This is a genomic window from Candidatus Diapherotrites archaeon, from assembly GCA_030688545.1.
Classification (GTDB): Archaea; Iainarchaeota; Iainarchaeia; order Iainarchaeales; family VGJJ01; genus VGJJ01.
Map to the genome: position 1 here is coordinate 23,366 of JAUYHT010000008.1, position 23,394 is coordinate 46,759.

General features: G+C 52.9%; 21 protein-coding genes. 5 read left to right on the plus strand and 16 right to left on the minus strand.

Features of this window, described 5'->3' with window-relative positions:
* Positions 1-154: 154 nt before the first annotated feature.
* The 3 genes from Q8P05_05550 to Q8P05_05560 all read right to left on the minus strand — a co-directional run bounded on the left by Q8P05_05550 (position 155) and on the right by Q8P05_05560 (position 5,205).
* Positions 155-910 carry a hypothetical protein gene (locus Q8P05_05550; protein MDP2666934.1) on the minus strand — a complete coding sequence of 252 codons (756 nt, stop codon included), beginning with the start codon at positions 908-910 and terminating at the stop codon, positions 155-157.
* Between the two features lie 265 nt (positions 911-1,175).
* The gene (locus Q8P05_05555) at positions 1,176-4,220 is read right to left on the minus strand and encodes a hypothetical protein (protein MDP2666935.1); all 3,045 of its coding nucleotides are present in this window, start codon (positions 4,218-4,220) and stop codon (positions 1,176-1,178) included.
* Between the two features lie 265 nt (positions 4,221-4,485).
* Positions 4,486-5,205, minus strand: a complete 720-nt coding sequence (locus tag Q8P05_05560) for a hypothetical protein (protein ID MDP2666936.1) — start codon at positions 5,203-5,205, stop codon at positions 4,486-4,488.
* Positions 5,206-5,288: 83 nt separating this feature from the next.
* On the opposite strand from Q8P05_05560, the gene Q8P05_05565 reads away from it, so the two are divergent.
* Positions 5,289-5,570 (plus strand): transcriptional regulator, encoded by a 282-nt coding sequence (locus tag Q8P05_05565; GenBank protein ID MDP2666937.1) that lies wholly within the window; start codon positions 5,289-5,291, stop codon positions 5,568-5,570.
* A gap of 206 nt (positions 5,571-5,776) precedes the next feature.
* Here the strand turns inward: Q8P05_05565 and Q8P05_05570 are convergent, their stop codons facing one another.
* The 4 genes from Q8P05_05570 to Q8P05_05585 are packed head-to-tail and all read right to left on the minus strand — an operon-like array spanning position 5,777 to position 9,488.
* Positions 5,777-6,553 (minus strand): PAC2 family protein, encoded by a 777-nt coding sequence (locus tag Q8P05_05570; GenBank protein MDP2666938.1) that lies wholly within the window; start codon positions 6,551-6,553, stop codon positions 5,777-5,779.
* A 1-nt stretch (position 6,554) separates the two neighbouring features.
* Entirely contained in the window at positions 6,555-7,502 is a 948-nt protein-coding gene (locus Q8P05_05575; GenBank protein MDP2666939.1) for a S1 RNA-binding domain-containing protein, read from the minus strand.
* Positions 7,503-7,553: 51 nt separating this feature from the next.
* Positions 7,554-8,237, minus strand: a complete 684-nt coding sequence (locus tag Q8P05_05580) for a hypothetical protein (GenBank protein MDP2666940.1) — start codon at positions 8,235-8,237, stop codon at positions 7,554-7,556.
* An 18-nt stretch (positions 8,238-8,255) separates the two neighbouring features.
* Complete coding sequence (locus Q8P05_05585) at positions 8,256-9,488, minus strand: DNA primase small subunit domain-containing protein (protein MDP2666941.1); 1,233 nt, start codon at positions 9,486-9,488, stop codon at positions 8,256-8,258.
* 106 nt (positions 9,489-9,594) lie between these two features.
* Here Q8P05_05585 and Q8P05_05590 point away from each other — a divergent pair, with 106 nt between their 5' ends.
* Entirely contained in the window at positions 9,595-12,258 is a 2,664-nt protein-coding gene (locus tag Q8P05_05590; protein MDP2666942.1) for an HAD-IC family P-type ATPase, read from the plus strand.
* On the opposite strand, the gene Q8P05_05595 is transcribed toward Q8P05_05590, so the two are convergent.
* From Q8P05_05595 to Q8P05_05605, 3 genes are read right to left on the minus strand one after another with little or no spacing between them, the layout of a single operon-like run.
* The gene (locus Q8P05_05595) at positions 12,222-13,319 is read right to left on the minus strand and encodes a hypothetical protein (protein MDP2666943.1); all 1,098 of its coding nucleotides are present in this window, start codon (positions 13,317-13,319) and stop codon (positions 12,222-12,224) included. The genes Q8P05_05590 and Q8P05_05595 overlap by 37 nt on opposite strands.
* A gap of 25 nt (positions 13,320-13,344) precedes the next feature.
* Complete coding sequence (locus tag Q8P05_05600) at positions 13,345-13,932, minus strand: hypothetical protein (GenBank protein MDP2666944.1); 588 nt, start codon at positions 13,930-13,932, stop codon at positions 13,345-13,347.
* Between the two features lie 12 nt (positions 13,933-13,944).
* Entirely contained in the window at positions 13,945-14,676 is a 732-nt protein-coding gene (locus Q8P05_05605; protein ID MDP2666945.1) for a hypothetical protein, read from the minus strand.
* 54 nt (positions 14,677-14,730) lie between these two features.
* Between Q8P05_05605 and Q8P05_05610 the strand changes: the two genes are divergently transcribed.
* On the plus strand, positions 14,731-15,303 hold the full coding sequence (locus tag Q8P05_05610; GenBank protein MDP2666946.1) for a hypothetical protein: 573 nt from the start codon (positions 14,731-14,733) through the stop codon (positions 15,301-15,303).
* An 8-nt stretch (positions 15,304-15,311) separates the two neighbouring features.
* Here Q8P05_05610 and pcn read toward each other — a convergent pair whose 3' ends face one another.
* The 4 genes from pcn to Q8P05_05630 form a co-directional block, all read right to left on the minus strand.
* Complete coding sequence (pcn, locus tag Q8P05_05615; protein MDP2666947.1) at positions 15,312-16,058, minus strand: proliferating cell nuclear antigen (pcna); 747 nt, start codon at positions 16,056-16,058, stop codon at positions 15,312-15,314.
* Between the two features lie 69 nt (positions 16,059-16,127).
* The gene (locus Q8P05_05620) at positions 16,128-16,856 is read right to left on the minus strand and encodes a hypothetical protein (protein ID MDP2666948.1); all 729 of its coding nucleotides are present in this window, start codon (positions 16,854-16,856) and stop codon (positions 16,128-16,130) included.
* A 168-nt stretch (positions 16,857-17,024) separates the two neighbouring features.
* Positions 17,025-17,300: a DNA-directed RNA polymerase subunit L gene (locus Q8P05_05625; protein MDP2666949.1), complete on the minus strand. Its 276-nt coding sequence runs from the start codon at positions 17,298-17,300 to the stop codon at positions 17,025-17,027.
* A 2-nt stretch (positions 17,301-17,302) separates the two neighbouring features.
* Positions 17,303-17,827: an exosome complex RNA-binding protein Csl4 gene (locus tag Q8P05_05630; GenBank protein MDP2666950.1), complete on the minus strand. Its 525-nt coding sequence runs from the start codon at positions 17,825-17,827 to the stop codon at positions 17,303-17,305.
* 81 nt (positions 17,828-17,908) lie between these two features.
* On the opposite strand from Q8P05_05630, the gene Q8P05_05635 reads away from it, so the two are divergent.
* A complete protein-coding gene (locus Q8P05_05635; protein ID MDP2666951.1) occupies positions 17,909-18,850 on the plus strand; it encodes a stage II sporulation protein M in 942 nt (313 codons plus the stop codon).
* A gap of 139 nt (positions 18,851-18,989) precedes the next feature.
* Here the strand turns inward: Q8P05_05635 and Q8P05_05640 are convergent, their stop codons facing one another.
* Positions 18,990-20,000: an SPFH domain-containing protein gene (locus Q8P05_05640; GenBank protein ID MDP2666952.1), complete on the minus strand. Its 1,011-nt coding sequence runs from the start codon at positions 19,998-20,000 to the stop codon at positions 18,990-18,992.
* Positions 20,001-20,068: 68 nt separating this feature from the next.
* On the opposite strand from Q8P05_05640, the gene Q8P05_05645 reads away from it, so the two are divergent.
* Positions 20,069-21,316, plus strand: coding sequence for a DUF373 family protein (locus Q8P05_05645; protein MDP2666953.1), 1,248 nt, complete (start codon positions 20,069-20,071; stop codon positions 21,314-21,316).
* A gap of 28 nt (positions 21,317-21,344) precedes the next feature.
* On the opposite strand, the gene lonB is transcribed toward Q8P05_05645, so the two are convergent.
* On the minus strand, positions 21,345-23,315 hold the full coding sequence (gene lonB, locus Q8P05_05650) for an ATP-dependent protease LonB (GenBank protein ID MDP2666954.1): 1,971 nt from the start codon (positions 23,313-23,315) through the stop codon (positions 21,345-21,347).
* Positions 23,316-23,394: the final 79 nt, after the last annotated feature.

Genomic DNA, 23,394 nt, shown 5'->3' on the forward strand with positions numbered 1-23,394 from the left:
GGTTGAGGGCGAGGAATCCACCTTTTTCCCCGGGCTTTTTTCTAAAAAGCCCGATTGAATATTGAATAGGTTGAACCCGTTTGAATAGGTTGAACACGTGAAACAATGGCCAATTATTTTTTGCGGTTTGAGGGGAGGAAGGGGAAAAAAAATCTTAAGCAGTATTGGTGTCGGGAGGAACAGTTAATGCATTTTCATCTGGGAATTGGGTTTGGTTGGTGTCAGGGGAAACGGGAGGGGTGGTTGGATTGGGGTTGTTGGCCTGATCCAGGGCGGCATTGGACAAAGCAATGAGCTCAGGGGCATCCGGGTAAAGGATACGGAGGACCAGGAAGTTGAGCCCGGGAATGTCACGATCGTGAACCGGCTGGATGGCGATGTGATTGGGAGACAGGATAACTATGGGAGTGGCCCGCGAGGGGTCGGGGGAGAGAATCTCAAAAACAATCCCTTCATTTGGCTGAAGAAGGCGCTGGCACTCGTCAACGGGAATGAACACGCTCTGCCGGGCGGTACCATAGTCAGTTTGGCACCCCACCCATTCTTTGCCCTGAAATACTTTGGCCGCTGTTAACGTAACCTTCCGGTGGCTCACGAGAACGACTTGCTGCTGGATCAGAGCCTGGGCCATGAAGCTGTTCTGCTCTCCCCCATCACCTGATTCTTGAAGTATGAGATGGGGGGCGAGCACGAAACTCTCCTTCCGGGACAAAAAGGTTGTTATTTCATCGATAGGGGCCTCATTGGAGGCAAATGTGATCCCCTGATGGGTTAATTGATGGGTATAGCTGGGGGCGAAAAGGCTATCCATGAACGCTCCCGGGGAGAAGGTGCCCCAGTAGATCAGCGCCGCCCCCACCACGAGAAAAGCAAAAAGGGCATAGAGGGGCAGGTGGTTCCGGGCGGCCATTCGGAAGGGGTGTCAAAAAAACCTTTTAAGGCGAGGCTTTTCCAGGCCGTTTTCGCCCGGCCGCCCCGAGGGACGAGGGGGATTTTCAATCCCCCGGCGGCCAACACAACTCATAATCCGTACGATGATGAAAACCATTCCCAGAAACGGCACCGAGGGTATAGAGGAGCGTCGTTGACTTCAAGATGAAAAAAGGAAACTAAAAAAATAGGAAAGATGGGGGGAGGGAATGTTCCCTCCCGCCCATTTCACGAATGGTATGTCATTACATCCCGTCGATGGCGTTGATCAAAGCCTGCGCCGCTCGACCGGTGTCTTCCGCCGTGTACCCAGCGACCACGATGTTCGATCCGAACACACCCGAGACGAAGTCTCCTGGAGTGTTCAACTGATCGGCCACATCCTGGGCCAAGCTGTTCACGATGGGTCCGCCTACAATAATTTTGGGGCCGACCAATGTGGTGGCGGTCGTATAGACGCGGAGGTTCCCGTTCAGGGGAGCTGGCGTCATATACGTGAAGGGACTTCCGGGTACGGTGGAGCTGGTGCTCCCTCCCGCCTCAATGGTGGCGGTGTACTTGATCTCCTTCACCGTGACTTGCGTCCCGGTAGTGAAGGTACCTGTGTCGCCTTCATTGACCTCGATCTCTTCGCCGCCTTCCACAGTTGTTGTGGAGGAAGCGCCGGTCACGAGGAACTCGACCTCCGGTCGGTTCTGGGGCATCCAAACTTCAACATTATTGGAGTTGAGCTTGACTTTAGAGCCCCAATCCGTATACGCGGCTTGCAACGCGTTGTCGACATTCTTGTTCGACAGCGTGAAGGTCTGTCCATTGATTCCAGATCCGCCGTATCCGTAATTCACGTCGGACGCCGGCAATGTCAGGTCGGTGTCATCCACATCCGGCACATCGTCGGTCTGATTATCGATGTACACCTTGATGGGGTAGTTCGAACTGTTATTTTCGTCTATCACGAACTGGGACGAATAGATGGTTGTGCTCGAACCGTCCTGACCCACATCGTTGTTTTGCGGGTAGTAGTACGGTCGGTTGGCCGTATTATCTTCTCCCACATCCGTCCCTATGAGCGCCAAGCGTTTATTGTTCTGCATGGTGCTTCCAACGGGGATGGTCACGCCGCGCGTGCCTGCGCTATTCACATTCACCACTGGTGAAGCGACCGGGGTCGTTCCATCGGCGGTGTTGGAATTGGAGTCGCCCAACAGATAGAGGTACAATCCCTCTTCCCCATTAGTTGTCGTGCCCGTGACGGCACCATCCGATTCGATGACCTGGTACGCATAGGCGACAAAATAGGTATCTCCAGACAGCGGGAGCTTAATGGCCGCCGTTGAAATACCGGTTGAGTTCGCGTCGTCATAGAAGAACGCGTTCGTCAATGCGTTGGTCGGGGTATTGCCCGCTTGGACGGAAGCCGCTGAACCAGCCAGACCCCCGAGGAAGTCGGACGTAGACGTACTACTATTCAGGGCGGCTTTGGACATACGGACATATCCGTCGGCGCGCAGCATGACTCCGGCGGCGCCATTGCCCAAAATCGTGTAAGTGACTCCGTTAATGGTCACGTCACCCACTACATTCGTGTCTTTGGATCCCTGGTCAGTAATAAGCAGACCGCTCGCCCCAGTGTATTGGACTGCGACCCCATTCAAGAGCGTCCCGTCCGCGACATTGAAGTCCGTGGTGGTCTTGTTGATGTCGTAGTACAATGTTTTATTGCTGTTGTCGAAGGCGAATGACACCCCGTTGTTGAACGAGGAGGTATCGGTCTCCGATTGGGCGATCCAGAATGGAATATTGTGTTCCGAATCAGCCGCATCGCGGAAAGTGATTTGGTTATCCCCGATCTGGACATAAGTTAATTCTTCATCCTGCTGCAACCCATTGAAGGTCACCGAGAAGAATCCTTCTCCCAATGCGCCGGTGCCCTCTAACCAACTCATGGAGTAGGGAGCATTGTCCAAGTCGGCATTCAAATGCCCGTACCTGGCGCGCATGGGGTTTTCGTCATCGAACACGGAGGCCGGCCAACTGTCCACCAAAATCTCGGCGGTCGTGCTGGGCGAGCTGATGCTCGACTTTTTTCGGTTCTTGACAACCACTTTGGTCAAGCGGTTCGTGTCCGTCGTATTGGTGATGTTGACGATGTACGGCCCGTTCAGGTTTTCGGAATCGATGTCGTCGTGGTAGGGATAGTTTTCCCCGTCCTTCAAACGAAGGGAGGCTGTCCCCACTAACAAATCGACCGTTCCCTGATTGGTTCCCGTGGTCACGGCAGCAGAATCGACGTAGATGTCTCCGCTCACGACCTCATCGCCATCGGCGTCTTCGAAATCAACGAAGTTGCCGGCCGAAACAGTCTGTGTGTCGATCACATTACCTGCTTCGTCCAAGAGGTTGAACTTACCCTCATAGGAGGCCGCGGCTGGCCCGGTGGCCACGATGGACACAACCGTCACCGTCAAGGTCTGACCCTCATAATCTCCCTTTCCGGGGACCGTGAAGGATTCGCCCGCGACGAACGTCTGCTTGGCCTTGTCTTCGATCAAGCGGAGTTCTGAAACATCCCGCGCGGAATCTATGTCCACCTTCTGCACGAGGTACATCTTCCCGAAGAAGGGAATGCGGATGTTGTCGTCCGAACCGTCAACAAAGTCGGCGGTGGAGGCATCGGTTGTCCCGATAGGGATACCGGCACCCAAGTCCAAGGTGTAGTTCAAGTCGCTCGCGTCGATATCGGCGACGAGATCCTTAACATCCTGGTCCTGGTCGAACTTGGCGTTCAGCTTGACGCCAATCTTCTCTTTCACCGTGATATCGGTGGTGGAATCGTTGTACTTGTAGGACATCGTCTTGTCCGTCAAAAAGGCCAAGGGATCGACGCCTATCTCCTGCGTGTACTCGGCGGTCGTACCGACCGAATTCAGAGTAGCGCTATTGAATGTCTTCCCGCCCGTGACGGTGACAGTTCCACCCAGCGCCAGGACAGCCGACAAGTCAGTCACCACGACGCTTCCGCCGCCAGTGCCTCCATTGCCGGTAAAGGTCATTTCTTTCACTGCTTTTGACGCAGCGGCCACGGCGATGTTACCCGCCCACACGGCATCCGAAATAGCCGCGGTCTGTCCAACAACCAAGTTCACTACGGGAGACATTCCCGCGTCATACATGACGGACTTGGCTTGGGCCGACGTTATCTGGGCTGAAACGAAGGGAGCGGCTGCCGCCCCCAATAATGCCGCACCGGCCGCTATGGCGGCTAGCTTGCGAATTTTCAAACCATTCATCTGTGCTTCACCTCACATTCACACACGAGCGTAAAGCACCGATACGATATACCATACGATAGGCCGAAGGTATCGGTGTCTGGCTCATGAAGGATACCTCATTCTCAAGAGCTTTAAATATCTTTCGAGCTTTGTTCGGGCGCCTTGTTCTATTATATATGCTATTTATAATAGGCGAGCGTAAAACCCTCGTACAATCCCCATAAGCCCATACGACAATGCCCGATGGCTAAGGGAAAAGGCTTTGCGGGGCTGAGAAAGGGGGTTATTCCTGGGTTGGAGAAGGAGAGGCCGGTAAGGGGTTTGGGCTAGGAGGGGGGGATCTAAGCTCCTCCGCCTTCTGGGCCGCCTGAATCAGTTGATCGTGGAAATCGTCCACTTTCTGGCGGTTGAGGAGACTCATGATGTAAGAAGCATACCCTTGGACCATCTCCGTCATATCCACGAGCCCATCCTGGAAGTCCTGGAGGGAAAACTCTATTTTAGCGGGCTTAACGACCTCTACGGAGGCCGGGCCATAGAAGAACATCAGCCGTATGAGAGCCCTGAAGTCCCTCACGCTCAGATTGACGTCCGCAAACCCTGAAAACATGTCCTCCACCTTCATCGTGGGTTCGAGGCGGGTGGAATACACTTTAAAGAAGGGCTCCTTGGCTAACGTCTCGAGAATACGATTCAACTGCTTCCCCACCACCCCTTCGTCGATGCTCTGGACCTCGATGGTGATTTGAAGACGAAATTTGTTATCGTCCTCCTGCTCCAACCCCTTCCTCCGCAGCAATTCCTGGCCAATCTCCTCTTTTATGGCGAAAAGGGGCGGGGTGCCCTGCAATTGCACGAGCTTCAACTGGAGGAGCAGCTTCATTTCCTCCTGGACGACCTTTTCACCCATTCCTGACTTCTGGGAGAGCTGTTCTAAGCTCAAGGGTTGGGCCAACAATAGCTGACTGAGCTTCTTCTGAGCCTCCGTGAAATTCAACCCCATATGAGGAAAGAGAAGCAGCACCTATCTTATAAAAAGGGAGGGAATGTCACGGATTTAATAATGAAGAAAGGAAGGGAAATGGTATGACCTTTCTTATTCAGGCCGCCGAGACCGTTACCACGGGAGTGGCCGGGAATTTCACCTGGCTGGCCATCGGATTCGTATTCTTCATCGGGGCGGTGCTGGTACTCTACTTCCTCAAAAACATCATCGTGAACACCATCCTGGGATTAATCGCCTGGGCCATCCTAACTTACATCCTTCAAATCAACCTCCCCTTCTGGGCCTCCCTCATCGTGAGCGCGCTATTCGGACTCGCCGGGATTGGCGCGATGGTCGTGCTGGCATTCCTGGGGATTGTGTAAAAAACTTTTTGGAAAAAAGTTTTATCAAAAAACGAACTTTTTAGAAAAATGCTTCCTCATCAAACTTTTTGAAAAAAAGTTTGATCAAAAAACGAATTGGAAAATGTTTCATCAGATACTGAAATTTGAATTTGTGTTTTTATCCCACTGTGTTTTAATCATTCTTTTGAAAAATTTAATTTACTTTTTAAAAAAAAATCGTTCGCTCAGCGCACGTAGGGAAGGTTGGATTGGCCCCCGTGGCCCTCTTCTGCGGCCATGGTTTCAGCGAGCTTTTTGAAAGCGGTTTCGATCTCCTTGGCTTCGGCCTCGATGCGGTCCATTTTCAGATTGAATTTGAATTGCTTGTCGATGAGCGCCAACACGGATTTGCTCGCGCCGGGATCGCCATACACGAGCTGGGCGCTCGTTTCTCCCATTAAACATGCCCCGGGAATCCCTTGGACTTTACCAATGCCCAAAGTCAACCCCGCATATCCCCAGATGGTATCATCCGTGCCCGAAGCACGGGCCCCGGTCGCCTTCCATTTTTCGAGCGTCCCCTTATCCGTAGCAGAAACCACGACACCTGGGGTTATGGTCATGCGCTTATCCCCCACATTCAAACCCGCGAGGGTATAAATCTGCGACACTTTCAAGTCCTTGAGCGCGGCCACGAGGGCCCGGGCGAAATCGTATTGCACTTCCGAGGCCGTGGTGCCCTGCTCCAGATTGGGGATCACGGGGCCCGAGACGAAATAGAAATGCTTCCCTTTGGTTTCCAGGTGATAAATATGGTCGGTGAACAATTCCAAAATCCCGCTACGGGTGATGACCGCGGGAGGGAATGCGTCGCTGTACACATCCGCGATCTTCTTGGGCTTCAATTCCTTCACGAGATAATCCACCACAATCTTCCCCACTAAACCTATGCCAGGCAACCCCACGAAGGCCACGGCCTCCTTGGGCTGGGGCTTTTCCATCAAAAAGATTTGAGTGACCATCTCATGCCTCCTGACGGGCGAACGTGCACTGGCCATTCGACCCAATTTTTTGGGTGATGCGGGATTGAACTTGGGCCAACGCTTTCTCCGCTATTTTATAATCGTAAGAGACCACTTTCATCTGGTATTTCCCCGCCCCCAAATACTGATAATGCACGCTCGCCTCATCCGCGTCGCGGGAGCCGCTGAGCAGGGCGTCTTTCACTATTTCAACCCCATTGGGAAGGGTGCAGGAAATGGTGAGAGTTCCTTTCACCGCTTTCTCGGAGGGCTTCACGTTCTTCTGCACCACGTCCACTACAATGGGCACCCATTGGTCATCAACATCATGAACCGCTTTTTCCCCTTCCAGGGCGATGGCCTCAAAAGCCGCCGGAAGGTCACCATAATAGGCGATCAAGGGTTCCGCCACGGCCTGCCACCCGTCATCGAGATTCTTTTCCAGGGATTTAGCCATCACCTCCACGAGCTTCCGATTACGCTGGAGTTGTTTGTACTCTTCTATCTTCAACCGCTGCTGGCGCTCCCCCACTTTGTTCAAAGACAAATCGATTTGAAGCTTCTCAGTGTCCACCTTCTGGACTAAGGCCGCGCGCATCTGGCCCTCGCGCACGTGGTTGCGAATATTTTTTATCCACGAGGATTCGACTTGAGAAATGTGGATGAAACCGGTGGCCCCTTCATACTCGAGGAGGGAAGCAAACACCCCATAGTCAAGGACCTTGTCCACCTTCACAACCACAATTTCCCCATATTTGGGCCAGGTCTTCACGTGACGATTGCGGGAAGGAGGCGCGGTGGTTATAGGGGGACGCGCACCCGAAGAAGACGGTGGACGGGAGGATGGTCTGGAAAAGGGTCGGGACGCCCCGCCGCGGAAGCCCCCCCGGTTTCCCCCCGGACGCGGGCGGAAGGGACGACGGCCAGTGTTGGAACGGGTGAAGGCCATATAGATAAGGGTGGGTCCGAATACCCTTTAAAATGCCCCGCTTGAAACGGGTTACTCCCCCAACTGGCGGGAAACAAAGAGGTCGGCGATCTTCTGGGGCAGTTCGACGGATTCGCCTTGTTTGTAGGGACCATATTCTTTCATGTCAGTCCCCACAAAACTGGGGACCTCGGCGAGAATGGTGATGCGGCGCTTGGGAAGAATGGGGGTACCTTCCTTTTTTTTGTTTTCAGGAAGAGATGAAATGATTTCATCCTTTTTTGGGGAAAGGGAAGCAGGGGATTGTATTTTGGGAGCGGGATGGGGGATGTCCGATTCGTTTTTGAATCGCGCCGACCCGGGTTTGGGGGTATAAACGAACCCATTGGCTTCCAATACCTGATTGACCAGGGACCGGTGTTCCTGGAGCGCGACGAGGAGCGCTTGGTATAATTCCTTTTCGGGCCGTGCCATGTGGGAATCATCCGGGTCATTCGTCCGAGCGGAAAGGAGAACGGTGTTCAACAGTTTCTTCTCACGAACTGAAAACCATTCCTCCACGAGCTTCTTGAGGTTGCCAAAATCCTTGGCCTTGGTGGCATTCAAATCACGGAGGGAATCCAAATATTTTTTTCGCTCATCCTCAATGAAATCATGAAGGGTGGGGAAAAAATCCTCCGGTACCTCGACGAGGCGCGTGGTGTTCTTCTCCAGCCGGTAGATGCGGCGCAATTCTTCATAATCCAAGTTGGTCATGCGTGTTCCCACCCTCGCTCAGCGGAGTTCCGCCGCCCCCCATCCCACGAGATAGACGGCCATGGCCGGGGAGACGGTGATATCCTTTCCCTCATCAATGGGAGAAAGGGTGTCCGTTCCTATCTCTACGAGCGGACACTTTTTAACGAAAATCCTTCGATCCTTCCCTTTCACCACCGCCCCATCCCGGAAAGGGGAATACCCTTCAAACTCCTCCTCGGAAAGGGATTGGGCGAGGAGACCGGTGCTCCCGTGCAGGGTGTTGGGAACCCGCATGAGGCGATGAATATCGGAAGAGCATTGACGATCAATAGGAAGCCGCAATCGGTCCACCAGAGCGGCTAACACCGCATCCCAGAAGGGCTCGGTTTTCTTTCCCGGGAGCACGGGGAGTATCCCCGCGTGCACATCCCGCAGGAGAAGAGAACGGTCATTTAAGAATGTACGAATGGCCCGGGGGGAGGAATGGGAGAGGATTGACCACTCCGTTTCGTCTGCGTGCAGGAGGAGCGCACGCAATTCATCCAGGATGCGCGACGCATGACCCTTGGCCCGCGCAGGAAGGGGGCAATGGTATTGTTTTCCATCGAAGAAAAATCCTAAGGATGAGACATCCATTTCGTGGAAGGAAACATAGTCCATGAGTTCGATCCGCGCGGATTTAGGGAGCGAAAAAATGTGGGGGGAACGGACATGAACATGATATCCTTTGCTCCCTGAGAAATTGACGAAAATGGTTTTGCCCCAATCAAAACCCCAATCGTCCTGAAGCAAGCGAATAAGATTATTGGTTTTTTCTTTGGTAGCGCGCACGCACTCCCCGCACACCCACTCCTCCAGTTGCGTGCCTTTCCCGCACTGCGTGCACTTGGCCACGCGCCCTTTTCCTTGCTCGCCGCACGCCGGACATTCCCATGCGTCGTGTTGGGTTTTGCAGGGGGTAGGAATGTCGTCCGCGTCGAACTCATAGATGAGGTCTCCCCCCACCCATTGTTTCTTCTCCATGGGTTGAAGGGTTGGAAACACATATTCCGAAACGGACGCCGACACATACAAGGGGGATTGGTTCTGGAGAAAGGCATTGAATTCTCCATCGTCTGCGAATCCAGTGTGGCGGCGCTCGATCTTGCTCTGGGAACCATACCCGAATTCCCGCCGCGCGGCCGCATAAGGAAGGGAAATGGGATGCTCCGCGTAATAGCGGGCGAAGCACCCTTGGACCCAACTACGTGAAACGGCATTCCCACCCATCTGAAATAGAGTAGGGGAAAAGGGTCATTAAAACCCATCCCCGGGAGACCGCCGAACTCCAAGGAATGGCGCGCCTGTTTTAAAGCGGATTTCCGTGCGGGAAGACATGGCGGACTATTATACCCTGGCCCCCGAGGCGGTGCTGGAAGCCCTTGCGTCCCGACGGGGGGGATTATCTCCTAAAGAGGCGGAGGACCGGCTCACACAGTATGGTCCTAATACGATTCGCCTCGAGAAAAAAATAGATGTCCTGGAATTATTCATCCGACAATTCACGGGGTTGCTGGTGCTCGTGCTCATTGGCGCGGGAATATTATCCTATGCGGTGGGGGACCCCATTGACACGGTGGCCATATTCGCCATCGTATTGCTGAATGGATTGTTGGGATTCTTCCAGGAATACAAAGCCGAACGCGCCATCGAGGCACTCAAAAAATTGGGGGCGCTCCACGCCACGGTAAGACGCGGGGGGGAATGGATTGAAACGGACGCTCAAGCATTGGTTCCCGGGGATATCGTGCAACTCGAGGAAGGGGTGAAAATCCCGGCCGATATCCGGTTTATCGAGACGATTGAGACGAGTGTGGATGAAGCCCTTTTGACGGGAGAAAGCAATCCCGTGAACAAGCAAATCGAGGCTATAGAAGGAAACCCAGGAGTGGCGGATAGGGTGAACTATGGGTATGCCAACACCTCCATCGTGCGGGGAAGGGGAGTAGGAATTGTTATTGCTACGGGATTGCAAACGGAATTTGGAAAGATTGCCCAAAAATTGGAGGACGTGGAGGATGAACCCACACCCCTCAAACAACACTTGGATGTCTTCGCCAAACAAATGACGATAGGGGTGGTGCTCGTGATGGTCGCCCTGTTCGTTCTCGGCTATTTCATCCAGGGACGAGAATTAGTGGAGATGCTCCTATTGGCCATCGCATTAGGGGTGGCAGCCATCCCGGAAGGACTGCCAGCCATCACCACCATTACATTAGCATTGGGGGTGCAGCGCATCGCGCAGAAGAACGCACTCATCAAACATCTGCCTTCAGCTGAAACCCTGGGAGCCACCACCGTCATTTGCTCCGACAAAACGGGGACGCTGACTAAGAATGAGATGACGGTGGAATACGTGTATGCGGATGAAAAACTATATCATGTGAGTGGGGTGGGATATAGTCCGCGGGGGAATGTGGAATGGAACAATGCGCCCTTCACTCCCGAAAATGGGTCAGGGTTGGAAAAAGCCATTCAATGCGGAGTGCATTCCAACAATGCGCAATATTCCCCGCGCGAAGCCACCATTTTAGGGGACCCCACGGAAGGGGCGATGGTGGTGCTAGGACACAAGACTGGGATTGTTACCCAGTGGGAACGAGTGAAAGAAATCCCCTTCACGAGCGCGCGCAAGCAGATGACGACCATCCATGCAGTAGGGGGAAAGGCTTACCGCATCTTCTCCAAGGGAGCCGTGGAACGCATCCTGGATGGATGTTCTTTCGTCCTGGAGAATGGTAAAAAAATTCCCCTGACGCAAGGGAAAAAACAGCAGATCCAGACGCAGACGAATACGTTGGCCGCGAGCGCCTACCGGGTGTTGGGGTGCGCCTATTTAGATACGGAAACCATCCCCACGAATCCGGAAACTAATCTGGTTTTCGTTGGATTGCTCGCCCTCCGCGACCCCCCGCGTGAGGAAGCCAAAGGAGCTATTGCCACTTGTGTGGGGGCCGGGATACAGGTAAAAATGATCACGGGCGACCATCCCCTCACAGCAAAAGCCATCGCCGAACGATTAGGATTGGAAGGAGAGGTCATCACGGGTGAACAGATAAATGGAATGTCTGATGCGGAGCTCAACGAGGTTGTGCGCACGCATGCTATTTTTGCCCGCGTGGACCCGGAGCACAAATACAGGATTGTGGAAAGGTTACAACAGTCTGGACACGTGGTGGCGGTAACCGGAGATGGGGTGAATGATGCCCCGGCCATCAAGAAAGCGGATATTGGCATCGCCATGGGGATCAAGGGAACGGATGTGGCGAAGGAAGCCAGCGATATGGTTTTGCGGGATGATAATTTTGCTACCATCGTGAACGCCGTTGAATTAGGGCGCACCATCTATGCCAACCTACAAGGGTTTGTCCGCTACCTCTTGGGGGCGAACCTCGCGGAGATATTGGTGGTAGCCACAGGTTTCTTCCTGGCGGCGGGGGAAGTGTTAACCCCCATCCAACTGCTCTGGATCAACCTCGTCACGGATGCGTTTCCCGCGCTGGCATTGGGAGAAGATCCCCCCACGAAAGATGTGATGCGGAAAAAACCAAGGCCCAAGAGCGCGGGAATATTAGATCAAATGGGATCATTCATCGTGGTATCAGGCCTCATAGGAAGCATTGTGACATTGTTTGCTTTCTTCCATGGCCTGCGCATGGGTGAAACCTATGCGGGGACGATGGCCTTCACCATGATAGTCGTGTTTGAGCTGGTGCTCGTGTTCAATGCGCGTGAGGAAGGAAAAACGATGCTGGAACACTCGCCCTTCACTAACCTCTGGCTGATTTTGGCCGTGGGGCTCTCTTTGGGATTGCAACTGATGGCCATTTATGTGCCCTGGCTCGCCCCCTTCTTTGGAACCGTACCCCTATCCGGGGAGGATTGGGTTTTGATTGGAGGGTTAAGCCTGTTCGCCCTTCTCGTCCCCAAAATAAGCCATTTCTGGAACACCCATCGCGGGGCTCACTTGGTAGAAGGAGTTTCCCCTTCCTTGGGGTGAGGGGGGGAAGTGGACTCCGGAGGCATGGGGGGAGAGGGGGGAGTGGATTCCCGGGCATAGAATTGGAGGGGGTGGCCCACATTACAGGTGCGGGAGATGCATAATCCATGTTCCCTGATTTTGGCGCAGGAAGGCGCGGAATATTTCTTTCCCCCTTTCACTCCAGATAGATTTTCGACATGATACCGGGTGATGCGCTCATCGAAATTGGAGGCTTTAGCAAAGAGCTTCATAATATCCTCGTTGGGGAGGTTCACATTCACCAGGAATGTCGCCAGGTCAAACCGCGCCATGTGAGGGAGGTTGGCTCCCGCATCCAATTCGGAATACAGTTTGTCCATACATGGGGGAAACGCATCCCTATTCAATCCGATGCCGGAGAAAGAGAACTCTTTCCGCTTCACTTTCTCCACGCGCTGCAACCCTAATTGGGCTTTCTCCCTGAAAATAAGAGGCAATCCTTCCGTGTCTACGGGGAGAGAGGTGAACACGTGCGCGTGCACCACCTCGGCGAGCCAGCGGCAGGCCAGATTGGGTTCCAAATAGACATGTTGAGCGTGCACCCTCTGGTTGACCAGATGCAGTTGGGCATCACGCAGGGGGATGGATACATATTCGTAGAAGGGGATGCGGATAACCCCCTCATGAGGAATTATGTCCACGCGCTTCTCCAGGGTTTGAGCCAAATCCAGGAAAGCGGTGAGCTTGTCATTCTCCTGAATGAGATATTCGAACGTGAGATCCCCCATGAGAGAGGCAAAGCGTTCATGAAGAAGGGGATACCTCATCATTGAGATGAGGATTTTAGCGAGGGGGAATGCGACAATATCCCGCGCCAGGAATTCAGGGTAGGAAATGTCTTTTCGGGAGAGATGATTCTTTATAAATTCGGCCCGGGATTTGGCATCGTGCATGGCCGCAGCCTCGATTAATTGGAGAGCACTCTCGAAACCCTCCTCTTCCATGCGCGCGATGTCAGGAGCCACCTGCTTGAGGACATGCTTGGCCTCGGGGGCAAAAGGATATTTGCGCGCATACTGAAGCTGGGATACTGGAACCATGAATAGGTAATAGGACGCCACGGGATTAAAGGGTGCCGGGGGTAGAGCGCCGGGATTTTCTCCTTAAATTAAGGATGAGTGTGGGTTCAATGGTATGACGCATGGGACGGAATCCCAATTTCTTGAAAGAAGGGATGTCACGCGGGGCAGGGGATATTAGGATGAGGCCTTTGAACCCCAGGTTTTCTCCCAGAAGACGGACCTCTTTCAATAAGATGGTTTGTGCATCACTCTTGGATATCGACGGCCGGCCTTTCCTCGGTAATGGGACTTGGAAGGATAGGCGCAGAAATCCATCCTTGGGAATAGCCACAAGGGCATGCCCTTCCTCCAATTGAGACGGAATGGTGGAGCGGGGATCAGGGATGGGTTGGATATGCAGAATGCAGAGGCGATACCCTTTATCCGTGGGAGACAAATGGGTGCCAAAAATATTTCCATTGGCATCCCGAAAAAAATGTCGGATTGATCGTCCTTTCAAGTGGGATACGAGCACTTTTCGGATGTGGACATATGAACGGGTATGGGGCGGTCGTTTTCCGGTGACCGTTTTTCTATTTCCGGCTGGACGCGATGAACCACTCGGAGGACCAACCCTTTTTTTTCCACGCATCCATTCATCTCCTCAAAGAATCATGTGAGCTAAATAGTATTGCATGCGGGCTTGGCCGATGGTGTAAGTAACGCGCATGGGGGCGTCGGTCTTGAACTCCAAGGAGATCATGCTATCGGGATCGGCTTCCTTGACGATGTTGGAGAGGAAATTGAGGGAATATTTGGAGGTGACCTCTTCGAGCGCGGAATGAATGGCAATCAGCCGTCCCTCTTTGGAAACTGTCTTCAACTGACCCTGGTTGCCCTTGGCTTCGATGCGGAACTGCTTATCCTTGACTTTCAGGATGACACTGCTTCCAAATAGGTGGGCGTCCTTGAGGGCTTCCTTAAACAGGCGCGCATTAATTTCTACCTTGGCGTCGAACTTCTGGCCGGGGATCTTTATTTCCTTCTCGGATTCTGACACGTCAATGAGGGGCAGGTGGAAGGTGCGAACGAAATCCCCTTCCAATTGAATTCTTATTTCACTGTCCCCCACATCTAAGGTGAGCTGGTCGGTTGGAAATGAACGCGCGAGCATGCGGGCGAGCTCCACCACATCAATACCTACATACGTGGGTTCCAATTGGTATTGGGAAAAGGCGGATTTGTCAATAAAGCAATCCACTAAGACTATTTGGGAGGGGTCAACGGCCCGCAGACTAATACCCTTATCCGAAAAACGGAAATTCCCCTCCGAAATAAACGAGGCAATGGCGTCGACGGTGCGCTTGACGGTGACGGCATCCGGGCTGACAATCATGGAGGAACCCCCACTCATTTATACGGGATGTTAGTTAAAAAGGTCGGGGTCCGCATGCCAAAAACACTCATGGGAAAAGGAAAGGGTCACTTTATTGCCCACCTCCTGAGAGGGGCATTGGTTATAGGAATCATTCTCTCTTTCATACAGGGAAAAGGAGATCACGCCCTGTTTCTAATCCTGGGCCTCGCGGGGAGTGGGATTATCTATTATGTCACCTCCTCCTGGATCCAAGGGATAGGGGAATGGATGGATGTGCTTTTTGCCCTGTTGGTGGTGTTCGATACTCTTTTGGGGGTGGGGTTGGGATTCTACAATAATATCCCGGGGTGGGATGTGGCCACGCATTACACCACGAGCCTCTTCCTGGGAGTGGGGGCATTGCTATTGCTCGAACGCGCGTATCCCGCGATGCTATTCCAAACCAAAAAAGAATTAGTGGTGATGGCGATGGTGTTGTTCAGCCTAGGAATAGGGGGGTTGTGGGAGATAAGCGAATTTTGGGCGGACTATTTTTTCAACACGTCGAGCCAAATATCCTTAACCAACACCATGCAGGATTTGATGGTGGATGGAATCGCGGGAGGGGTAGTGGGAATCCTCTGGGTGGGGCAGCGGCGGGAATGATTAATGGATTATGCCGTTTCAATCCGCGGCGCGAGGAAATAGCGCAGTTTGGCTTCACCAATAGGATAGTTTAATTCGACGGGGGCATTCTCCTTGATCTTCACCACCACATCCGTGTCGGAGGCGGCCGCCTTGAGCATGTCGCTCAAATAATCCAATGGGAACATGGATCGGCACTCCTTTTTCACACTCAAATCGGGCAGGCTTACAGAGTCCTTTTTGGTTTCATTGAACAACTCTCCCTTTGAGGAAACCGCTTTCACGAAAAAGGCATCAATGCGCGCCCCCAACGTCAAATGGGTGGAGAGCAAACCCGCGTCCTTTAACGCGTCCTGCAACACCCCCGCTTTCACCTTCACGGTGGCGTCGAATTCTATTTTAGGGTTGGGCAATTCCCCTGAGGAAATATCGATAAGTGGGACTGAAAAGGTGCGCGTGGAGGAACCCCGGAAGGTGATGGATAACTTGGAGGAATCCTCATCCAGTTTCAATGCCACCTCATCCGTAGGTTTGGCGCGGGCCATCACTTGGTTGAGGTAATCCATATCCAGACCTAACCGGATGGTGTTTTCCACATCAAATGTTTTGAAGGCCTTTTTATCGTACTCGAAATCCACCATGGCAATTTGGGAGGGGTCCGTGGCTTTGAGGCTCAATCCTTTTTGGGATACCTCGAATTCGGCCTCATCGATCAAAACGGCAATCGCATCCACGCTCCGCTTAAGGACCTCGGCGCGCTCCAAAACCAAATGCATGCTACCCACCCCCAGTGATACCTAGGCTTATGTCCCCCAGGATTTAAAGTTTAACCGAAAAAAAGGAGGTTATTGGTCAAACAGGAGCAATTTCACATACCCCACATAGGGGATCCAGAACAAGGCTTTCCCATTGACTTTGTCCTCGGGAATGGGATAGGGAGAAGGACAAGGCTTCTGGGTGACGATTTGGGGAATGGCAGTTCCGGGGATGGGAATGGATTCGACTTTGCCACAATCCTGATCCAGGGAGGGATTGTTATCCCCTTTGGTGAGGAAAAAGTAATCATCCCCCGACTTGATTTTGACGATGGCACGATGAATGATTTCCAGACCCCGGTGGTCCGAGACATACACAAGGATGTCGGTGTCCCCCCGGGAGGGAACCAGGATGGTTTGATTATTGGCCTTGAATGTTAATTTCCAATCCCCCCCCGCCACGCGCTCGAAATCCGCCAAATCTTCTAAAGAAGTTTGACGCACGTCGACTGTATCTAACACCACGAGTGGTGCATTCACTGTTACACCTGAGATGCCCTGCAGAACAACCACATCCCCCCGCGCCATGGAAGGCAGCATGCTTCCCGAGACTACAATAACGAGGGGGGTGGCGGTTTGGAGGAGAAAGCCGATGATGGAATAAATAGCGAAAGCGAAAAAGAAGGAGAATAGAAGGTAAATAATCCAATTGAATATTGAATTGTTCCACGGGTTAAGAATGGGAACCACATAATCGTCCACATACGTGAATGGGTCCAGTTTCTGCCAGAACGAGCGTTTGGGTTTGGGGGGAGGCATTGGGAATGGGGGTCAAAATGAGATTATAAAGGTGTGTTTGTGGATGGAATGGGTGATTAATATGATGCTGTTTTCCATCCGAAGCTGGCAACTTCAGTTGGTTACAACGTGTAACCGCCTCGCTTCTCTATTTCGCTAATTATTTCAAAGGATGAAAACAACCCACGTTTATTTCAGCGCTTTCGTAAAGGATTCCTTGAGCTCTTTCAAGTCTTCCTGGAGGCGCTTCACGGCATCGAGCAACACCTTTTTGGATTCCTTTTCTTTAGTGCGGAGGATGAAATGGGAGTCCTGTCCCAAAGGGTGCTCGAGCTTGTAGGCCACGAATTCCACGTTGGGATCGTCCACGAGGTGGGCTTTCAATAGGTTGGCAAACGTGTGGGTTTCCCCGATGAGTTTGAACTCCACGTGATGGGCTTGCTTCTTCAGGAATTCGATCTCCATACTCACTCACTCCTTTTAGTCTCGGGAGGGGGAAGGATTTCCTCTCCCATGATGGTTGATTGCACAATCTGTTTCCGGGGCATGATAACCCCTAATCCTTCATCTGAAGTGGAAATCTCGATCGAATAGGGAGTGACCCCTACCACTTTGGCGCGCACGAAATCGCCAATGGAAAAATAATCGCTCAGGGAACGGATGAATTCCTTGGACACTCGTGCAATATTCAATGCCGCCGAGGTATCCGTGAGGCGCTGGAGTTTCCCATCCTTTTCAGCGTATCCCAATGACAGGATAACCACTGCGTTCTTCACTAAGGATACCCGACCGATGACTACTGAACCCACTTCAATCAAACGCTTTTGGCGGGGAGAAGGATACACATGAACCTCCCGCGCCTCCTCATCGAAGGCGGCGTCCCCCACACAAGTAGAGAAAACGTTGCCTTCCTCATCCACATGGGTGTTGGCGCCGGGGGCATACTCCTCTTCTACTGTCAGAATCTCTCCAGGGAATGTGGGGTGTTGCATGAAAAAAATCCTCTCAAGAGGGGGTGATAAAGCAAATCCGCCCGCAAATGGTTTATATACCCCAATGCCGGGGGTGGAAATATGGTCCTGGAAACCCTCCTTCCTTCTAACGTGGCCCGGGAACGACCGCATTACATGATGCTCATCGCCTTCCTTTTTGCTATCGTGGGGATGTGGCTCGCCTATTACGTGTTTCCGAATTCGGCCTCCATCCTGACGCTCGCCTTTATTGTAATCGCGGCCGAACCGGTTATCCGGAAAACATTAATGGATGAAGAGGATGAGGAAGCCAAAAAACCGGGGAGCGCGGCCACCTTCCTGGGAAGACACTTTGACCTAATCAAGATGTATTCCTGGTTTTTCCTGGGGCTGGTGTTGGCCTACATGACGTGGTACATCATTTTACCCTCCGGGGCGAATGGGGGTTGTTTAGCGGGCGAATACTGCGGGAACTTCCCCACCCAGGAAAGCGTGTTCGCGGAGCAGGAGCGGCAGCTGCAGGGCATCGGGCACTTGCGCTCGGAGCTCAGTGGGAATGTGGTGGCGACGACTGGGAACGTGGCCCAACTCCCACGCCCGGGGGACTTTTGGGGGGTGGCTGGATTTTTGTTCCAGAACAATGCCACGGTGTTGTTGCTGGCGGTGTTCTTCTCATTCCTCTTTGGGGAAGGCGCGCTCTTCCTCATTGGGTGGAACGCGAGCATCATCGGGACGGTGATGGGAAAGATTTCATCCGGGGTTATTCTCACGAGCACGACGAATGATATTTGGACCCTTTTTCATGCGTTGGGATATGGGATATACCAAGGCATTGGGTTCATCCCGCATGGGATTCCTGAGATTGGCGCTTATTACATTGGAGCGATTGCGGGAGGCATCATATCCGCGAGCATCGCCAAAGAAGCGTACAAATCCCACGAGTTCCGCACCATCGCCAAAGACGCCGCCGCCCTCATCATTACCGCCATTTTGTTACTGGTAGTGGCCGCGCTCATTGAAAGCTGGTTGTGGATTGGGTTCTGAAAAAGAAAAAACTGATTTCATCGTTTTAATCGATGGCCTTTGTTCTGTAAGGCTCTTCGCGTGCGTCGCCACTGGAATTGGGAAAATATGATTCCAGTCCCCAATTATTAGAAAGGATCCATTCATTTATCTTTTTCATTCATCTCTTTCGTTTGCGTTTGCTTTTACGCAAGCTCCGCTTGGGGGGGACTTTGGCTTCCTGCAGGAGGGTAAAGAATTTGGGGGCGTATTGCTCGAAGACCTCTTCCAACTGTTTCTTGGAATGGGTTTGGGTGGACTTGTTGGCCAAGGTCTGGATGAGACTGGTTAATTCCAGGGGAAGGATGAATTTGGTGGAAGCGCCCTGGCCTAATACTTCCAGGGCTTTGATATAGAAATAGGAAAGCGATTTGTCATCCAGGAGTTTGGCGGCCTCACGAATGGAATCGATTTCCGCCTGCATCCCCAGGGCGCGCTGGATTTGAGCTAATTTGGCCTGCTCGGCCGCGGCGCGGGATGAAAAAGCCTCCTCCACTTCTTTGGGAACCTCAATACTCTGGATCTCCACGCTTTCAACGGAAACCCCCCACGAGCGGGCTATCTGCTGGAGGTCTTTCTGGATCTCCGTATTGAGAGTCGCAATGTCCGAGATGAGCTCGGAGAGGAGCATGCCACCTGAAACATCCCTCAATTTGGCCTGCACGAACTGCTGAGCCCCTTTCGCATAATCATCCACCTCGATCACTGAATTAATCACGGACTGATCGTCCTTCTTCACGAAAAGATAGATAACCGCATCCACCTTCACCACGATGTTATCTTTAGTGATGATACTCTGAGGGGGCACATCCAATGTCTGCGTGCGGAGGTCCACGATCTTGAATGTCTCGAAGAGGGGGATAACCAAAGTCCACCCCGGCCCCCCGACGCGGCGCACCCTTCCCAAACGGTAAATGACCGCGCGCTCATATTCCTTGAGAGTAAGGAGGAAATCGTATTGGTTGACCACGAGGAGGAAGAGGATGAGGAAACCCAGGATGAGAACCGCCTGGGCGAGGAAAGTGGCGTTGACCGCGACGAAATAGAGCGCCACCACCCCCACGATGAGCGCGCCAGCGAAAATGCCCTGCTTGACCTTGTAGGACTCCACCTTCCCCAAACGTTTACCCATTGATCGTTGCTCCCTAAAAGGGGTAAAATCCCCATAGGTTTAATATTTCCCTGCTTTTAAATGGTTTTATGCCCGAACGCGCCATCGCCGTCATCTGCGTCGACCGGGACAACGATTTCGGCCGGAAAGCTGGGATTAATGGTCCCATCATCGGACGGAAGGACAATTTGAGAGCGGCCGTGAAACTGGCCCTCGCCGACCCCACCGACAGCGATGCCAACTGCCTCTTCGCCGCCATTCAACGGTATGACGAGCTCAAGGAGAAATATGAACGCATCGAAATTGTAACATTCGTGGGAAGTAAAAAATTCGGGTTCGAGAGCGACGTGAAGATCAACGACCAATTGGATGAGTTCATGGAACAGTTCCACGCGGAACAATTCGTTTTAGTTACCGATGGGGCGGAGGATGATCAAATCATCCCCATCCTGCAGAGCCGGGCCCCCATTCTCTCCAAGCAAATTGTGATCGTGAAGCAGGCCCGGGAAGTGGAATCCACCTATTATACGATAAAAGAAGCCCTCAAGGATCCTTTCCTCGCGCGACTCGTTTTCGGGGCCCCGGGATTGGTTATTTTGCTTTACCTATTATCCCCCACCATTGGGTTACAATTGGTGGCCGGGTTGTTTGGGGTTTATTTGATACTCAAGGGGTTTGGGTTGGAAGAAAAGCTGCTCAGCGGGATTAAGGAAGTCGCGAGCTCCATCAACGCGCAACGGGTGAGCTTCCCCTTCTATATAGGGGCGATACTCATCATCGCATTCGGAATATTCTCATCTGGGCCCCCGCTGTACCGCGCCTATTTGGAATACAACGCGGGAGAGTTAGTGGCATCTATGCAGAGCGCCTCAGTGGGAATGGATTTCGTGCTCCTGTTCGGGATGGTCACGGTGCTGGCTTATCTTGTTGGGAAAGGAGCGGATGCGGTGCAATTGAAGCGCGCGTATCTGCTGCGCACCTATTTGTTGACGGCCGTAGGGGTAATCATGGGAACCTTGTTGTTCGGCACCGCCAAAGGAGTATTGGTGGGAACCACAACCCTGAACTGGTTTCTCGTCCTCCTGCCATTGACATTCCTCTTCTTCTTCGCGGTTTACAAGGTGACGAATGTCCTGGACATCCGGAAACGGGTGACGCGGCTGCTCATCGGTTTGCCGGTGTACACCCCCACGGGAAAATGGGTGGGGAAGATAGAAAAGATTTCCAAAGACAAGGGAACGGCGGAATTCACCCTGAAGAAACAGAAAGTCACCCTTTCTCCGGAGGACTTCAACCTGAATAATGGAAAAGTTCTCCTGCGCCGGAATGTGCAGTGATTCTTATTAATACAAATTTGAGTACAGATCAAACCTTTGTTTTGGAGAGCAATTTTTCGATGGGTTTGTGCACATTGAAGGCGATGAGCTTGCCGAGCTGGCGGAGGAAAATAGTCGTTTTCGTCCCGCGCATGAACGCATGATCCAATACCTCCGCGAGCGTGGAAACGGGAATAATCACGATGCCATTCAACTCTTTCGTGGTCAACACCACATCCGCCGCATTGGCCTTGGGAATAATCACTTCCTTGAAACCCGCGCGGGCGGCCGCGTACACCTTGCTGGTGACCCCCCCCACGGGTAAAACCTCTCCCCGCACACTCAAACTGCCGGTCATGGCCAAATCTTGCTTGACGGGAATCCCTTCCAATGCGGAAATGACCGCCGTGGCCACTGATACGGAAGCGGAATCCCCTTCCACCCCCTCATAGGTTTGGAGGAACTGGATATGGACATCGTGCTTGGAGATGTCTTTTCCTGAAAGTTTCTTGATGAGCGCGGAGACATTCTGCACGGCCTCTTTGGCTATGTCCCCCAATTTTCCCGTGGCAATCAATTTGCCCTCGGCACTGCTCTGGGCGGGTGCTATCTCCGCCTCGATGGGAAGGATAAGACCAGCGTCCCCATCCGCGGAAACCGCGAGGCCATTTACGCGCCCCACGGCGACCCCCACGGATTTATACACCTCGTAATCGCGCTTTTGTTCGAGCATATTGGAGACCATCTGCTGCTCCAGGGTCCGCGCGGTGGTGCGGGCATCGTACACGTCCTCGGCCGACACTAATGGGTGTTGGCGCGCCTTAGCCAAATCCCCGGCGGCCCGGATGAGACCGCCTAAATCGCGGAGTTTCAATGTGAGTTTGCCCTTTCTCCCGGCGCGACGCTTGGCCTCGAACAAAATAATTTCCACCGCCCCCTTGGTGAAATGGGGGATCTTGCCATCCTTGGTCACTTCCTGGGCAACGAACTGGACGATACGCTTACGATTTTCCTGCGTATCATCCATATCGAGGTTCATGTAGACCTCGTAACCATATCCGCGAATGCGCGAACGTAAAGCGGGATGCACATTACGCAGAGCATCGTAATTACCTGCGGCCACCAGGACGAAATCACACGGCACGGGTTCAGTCCTCGACATGGCTCCAGATGACATTTCACTTTGACCCGTAATAGAATATTTTTTCTCCTGCATGGCCGTCAACAACTCCTGCTGGGATTTGGGAGTGAGGGTGGCCACTTCATCCAGGAAAAGAACGCCCCCGGAAACGCGGTGGATCATCCCGGGTTCTACTCTCAAATGGGGTGGGGTGCCGAGGCCGCCTGACTGGAGAGGGTCATGACGTATGTCGCCAAGCAATGCCCCCGCCCGCGCGCCCGTTCCTTCGATAAAAGGAGCAATTTTTTTCCCGGAATGATCTACCAACAATTTGGGGGTCTGCTTCACGGTGGGCCGGTTCATCTGCGCCCCCACGGCGACCGCGAAGATGAGGATACCCCCCAGGATGAGAGTGGCGGCATATACGACATCGGGCATCCACCCTAACGTCCATACGATATACGAGAGGATAAACCATCCTAAAGGGAAGAGGAGGCTAAGGAGGCGGGTGTTGTCCTCTTGCTTCTGGGCCTCTAAACGGGTCTGGTGGAGGATCTGTTTCCCTTCCCCGGCGCGCACCACGCGTACTTTTGGAGTGTTGGGGTCCTCATCATTGGGATAGATGAGGACGTCGTACAAGCGGGAGATGGGGAGGATTTCGGCCATGGCCTGGGCGAGCATACTTTTGCCTATGCCTGGAACTCCGATGAGGAGCACATTTCTTTTTTGGGCCGCGGCCTTGGTGATGATTTCCACTGCCTTGTCCTGGCCGATGACCTGGTTGACTAAAGAATTGGGAACGGGCACGTCTTCGGTGGACTCGAAATCCATGGGGACATCCAATTTGCCCATCTCCGTGAGAGGAGAAACGACTGGGGGAATACTCTTTTTTCGGGGCATAACGGAAAAGCCGACCTAACCAAATAGGCCCCTGAGCGCTTATAAAGGGTGTGGAAATGAAACCCTGAACAACTAAAGG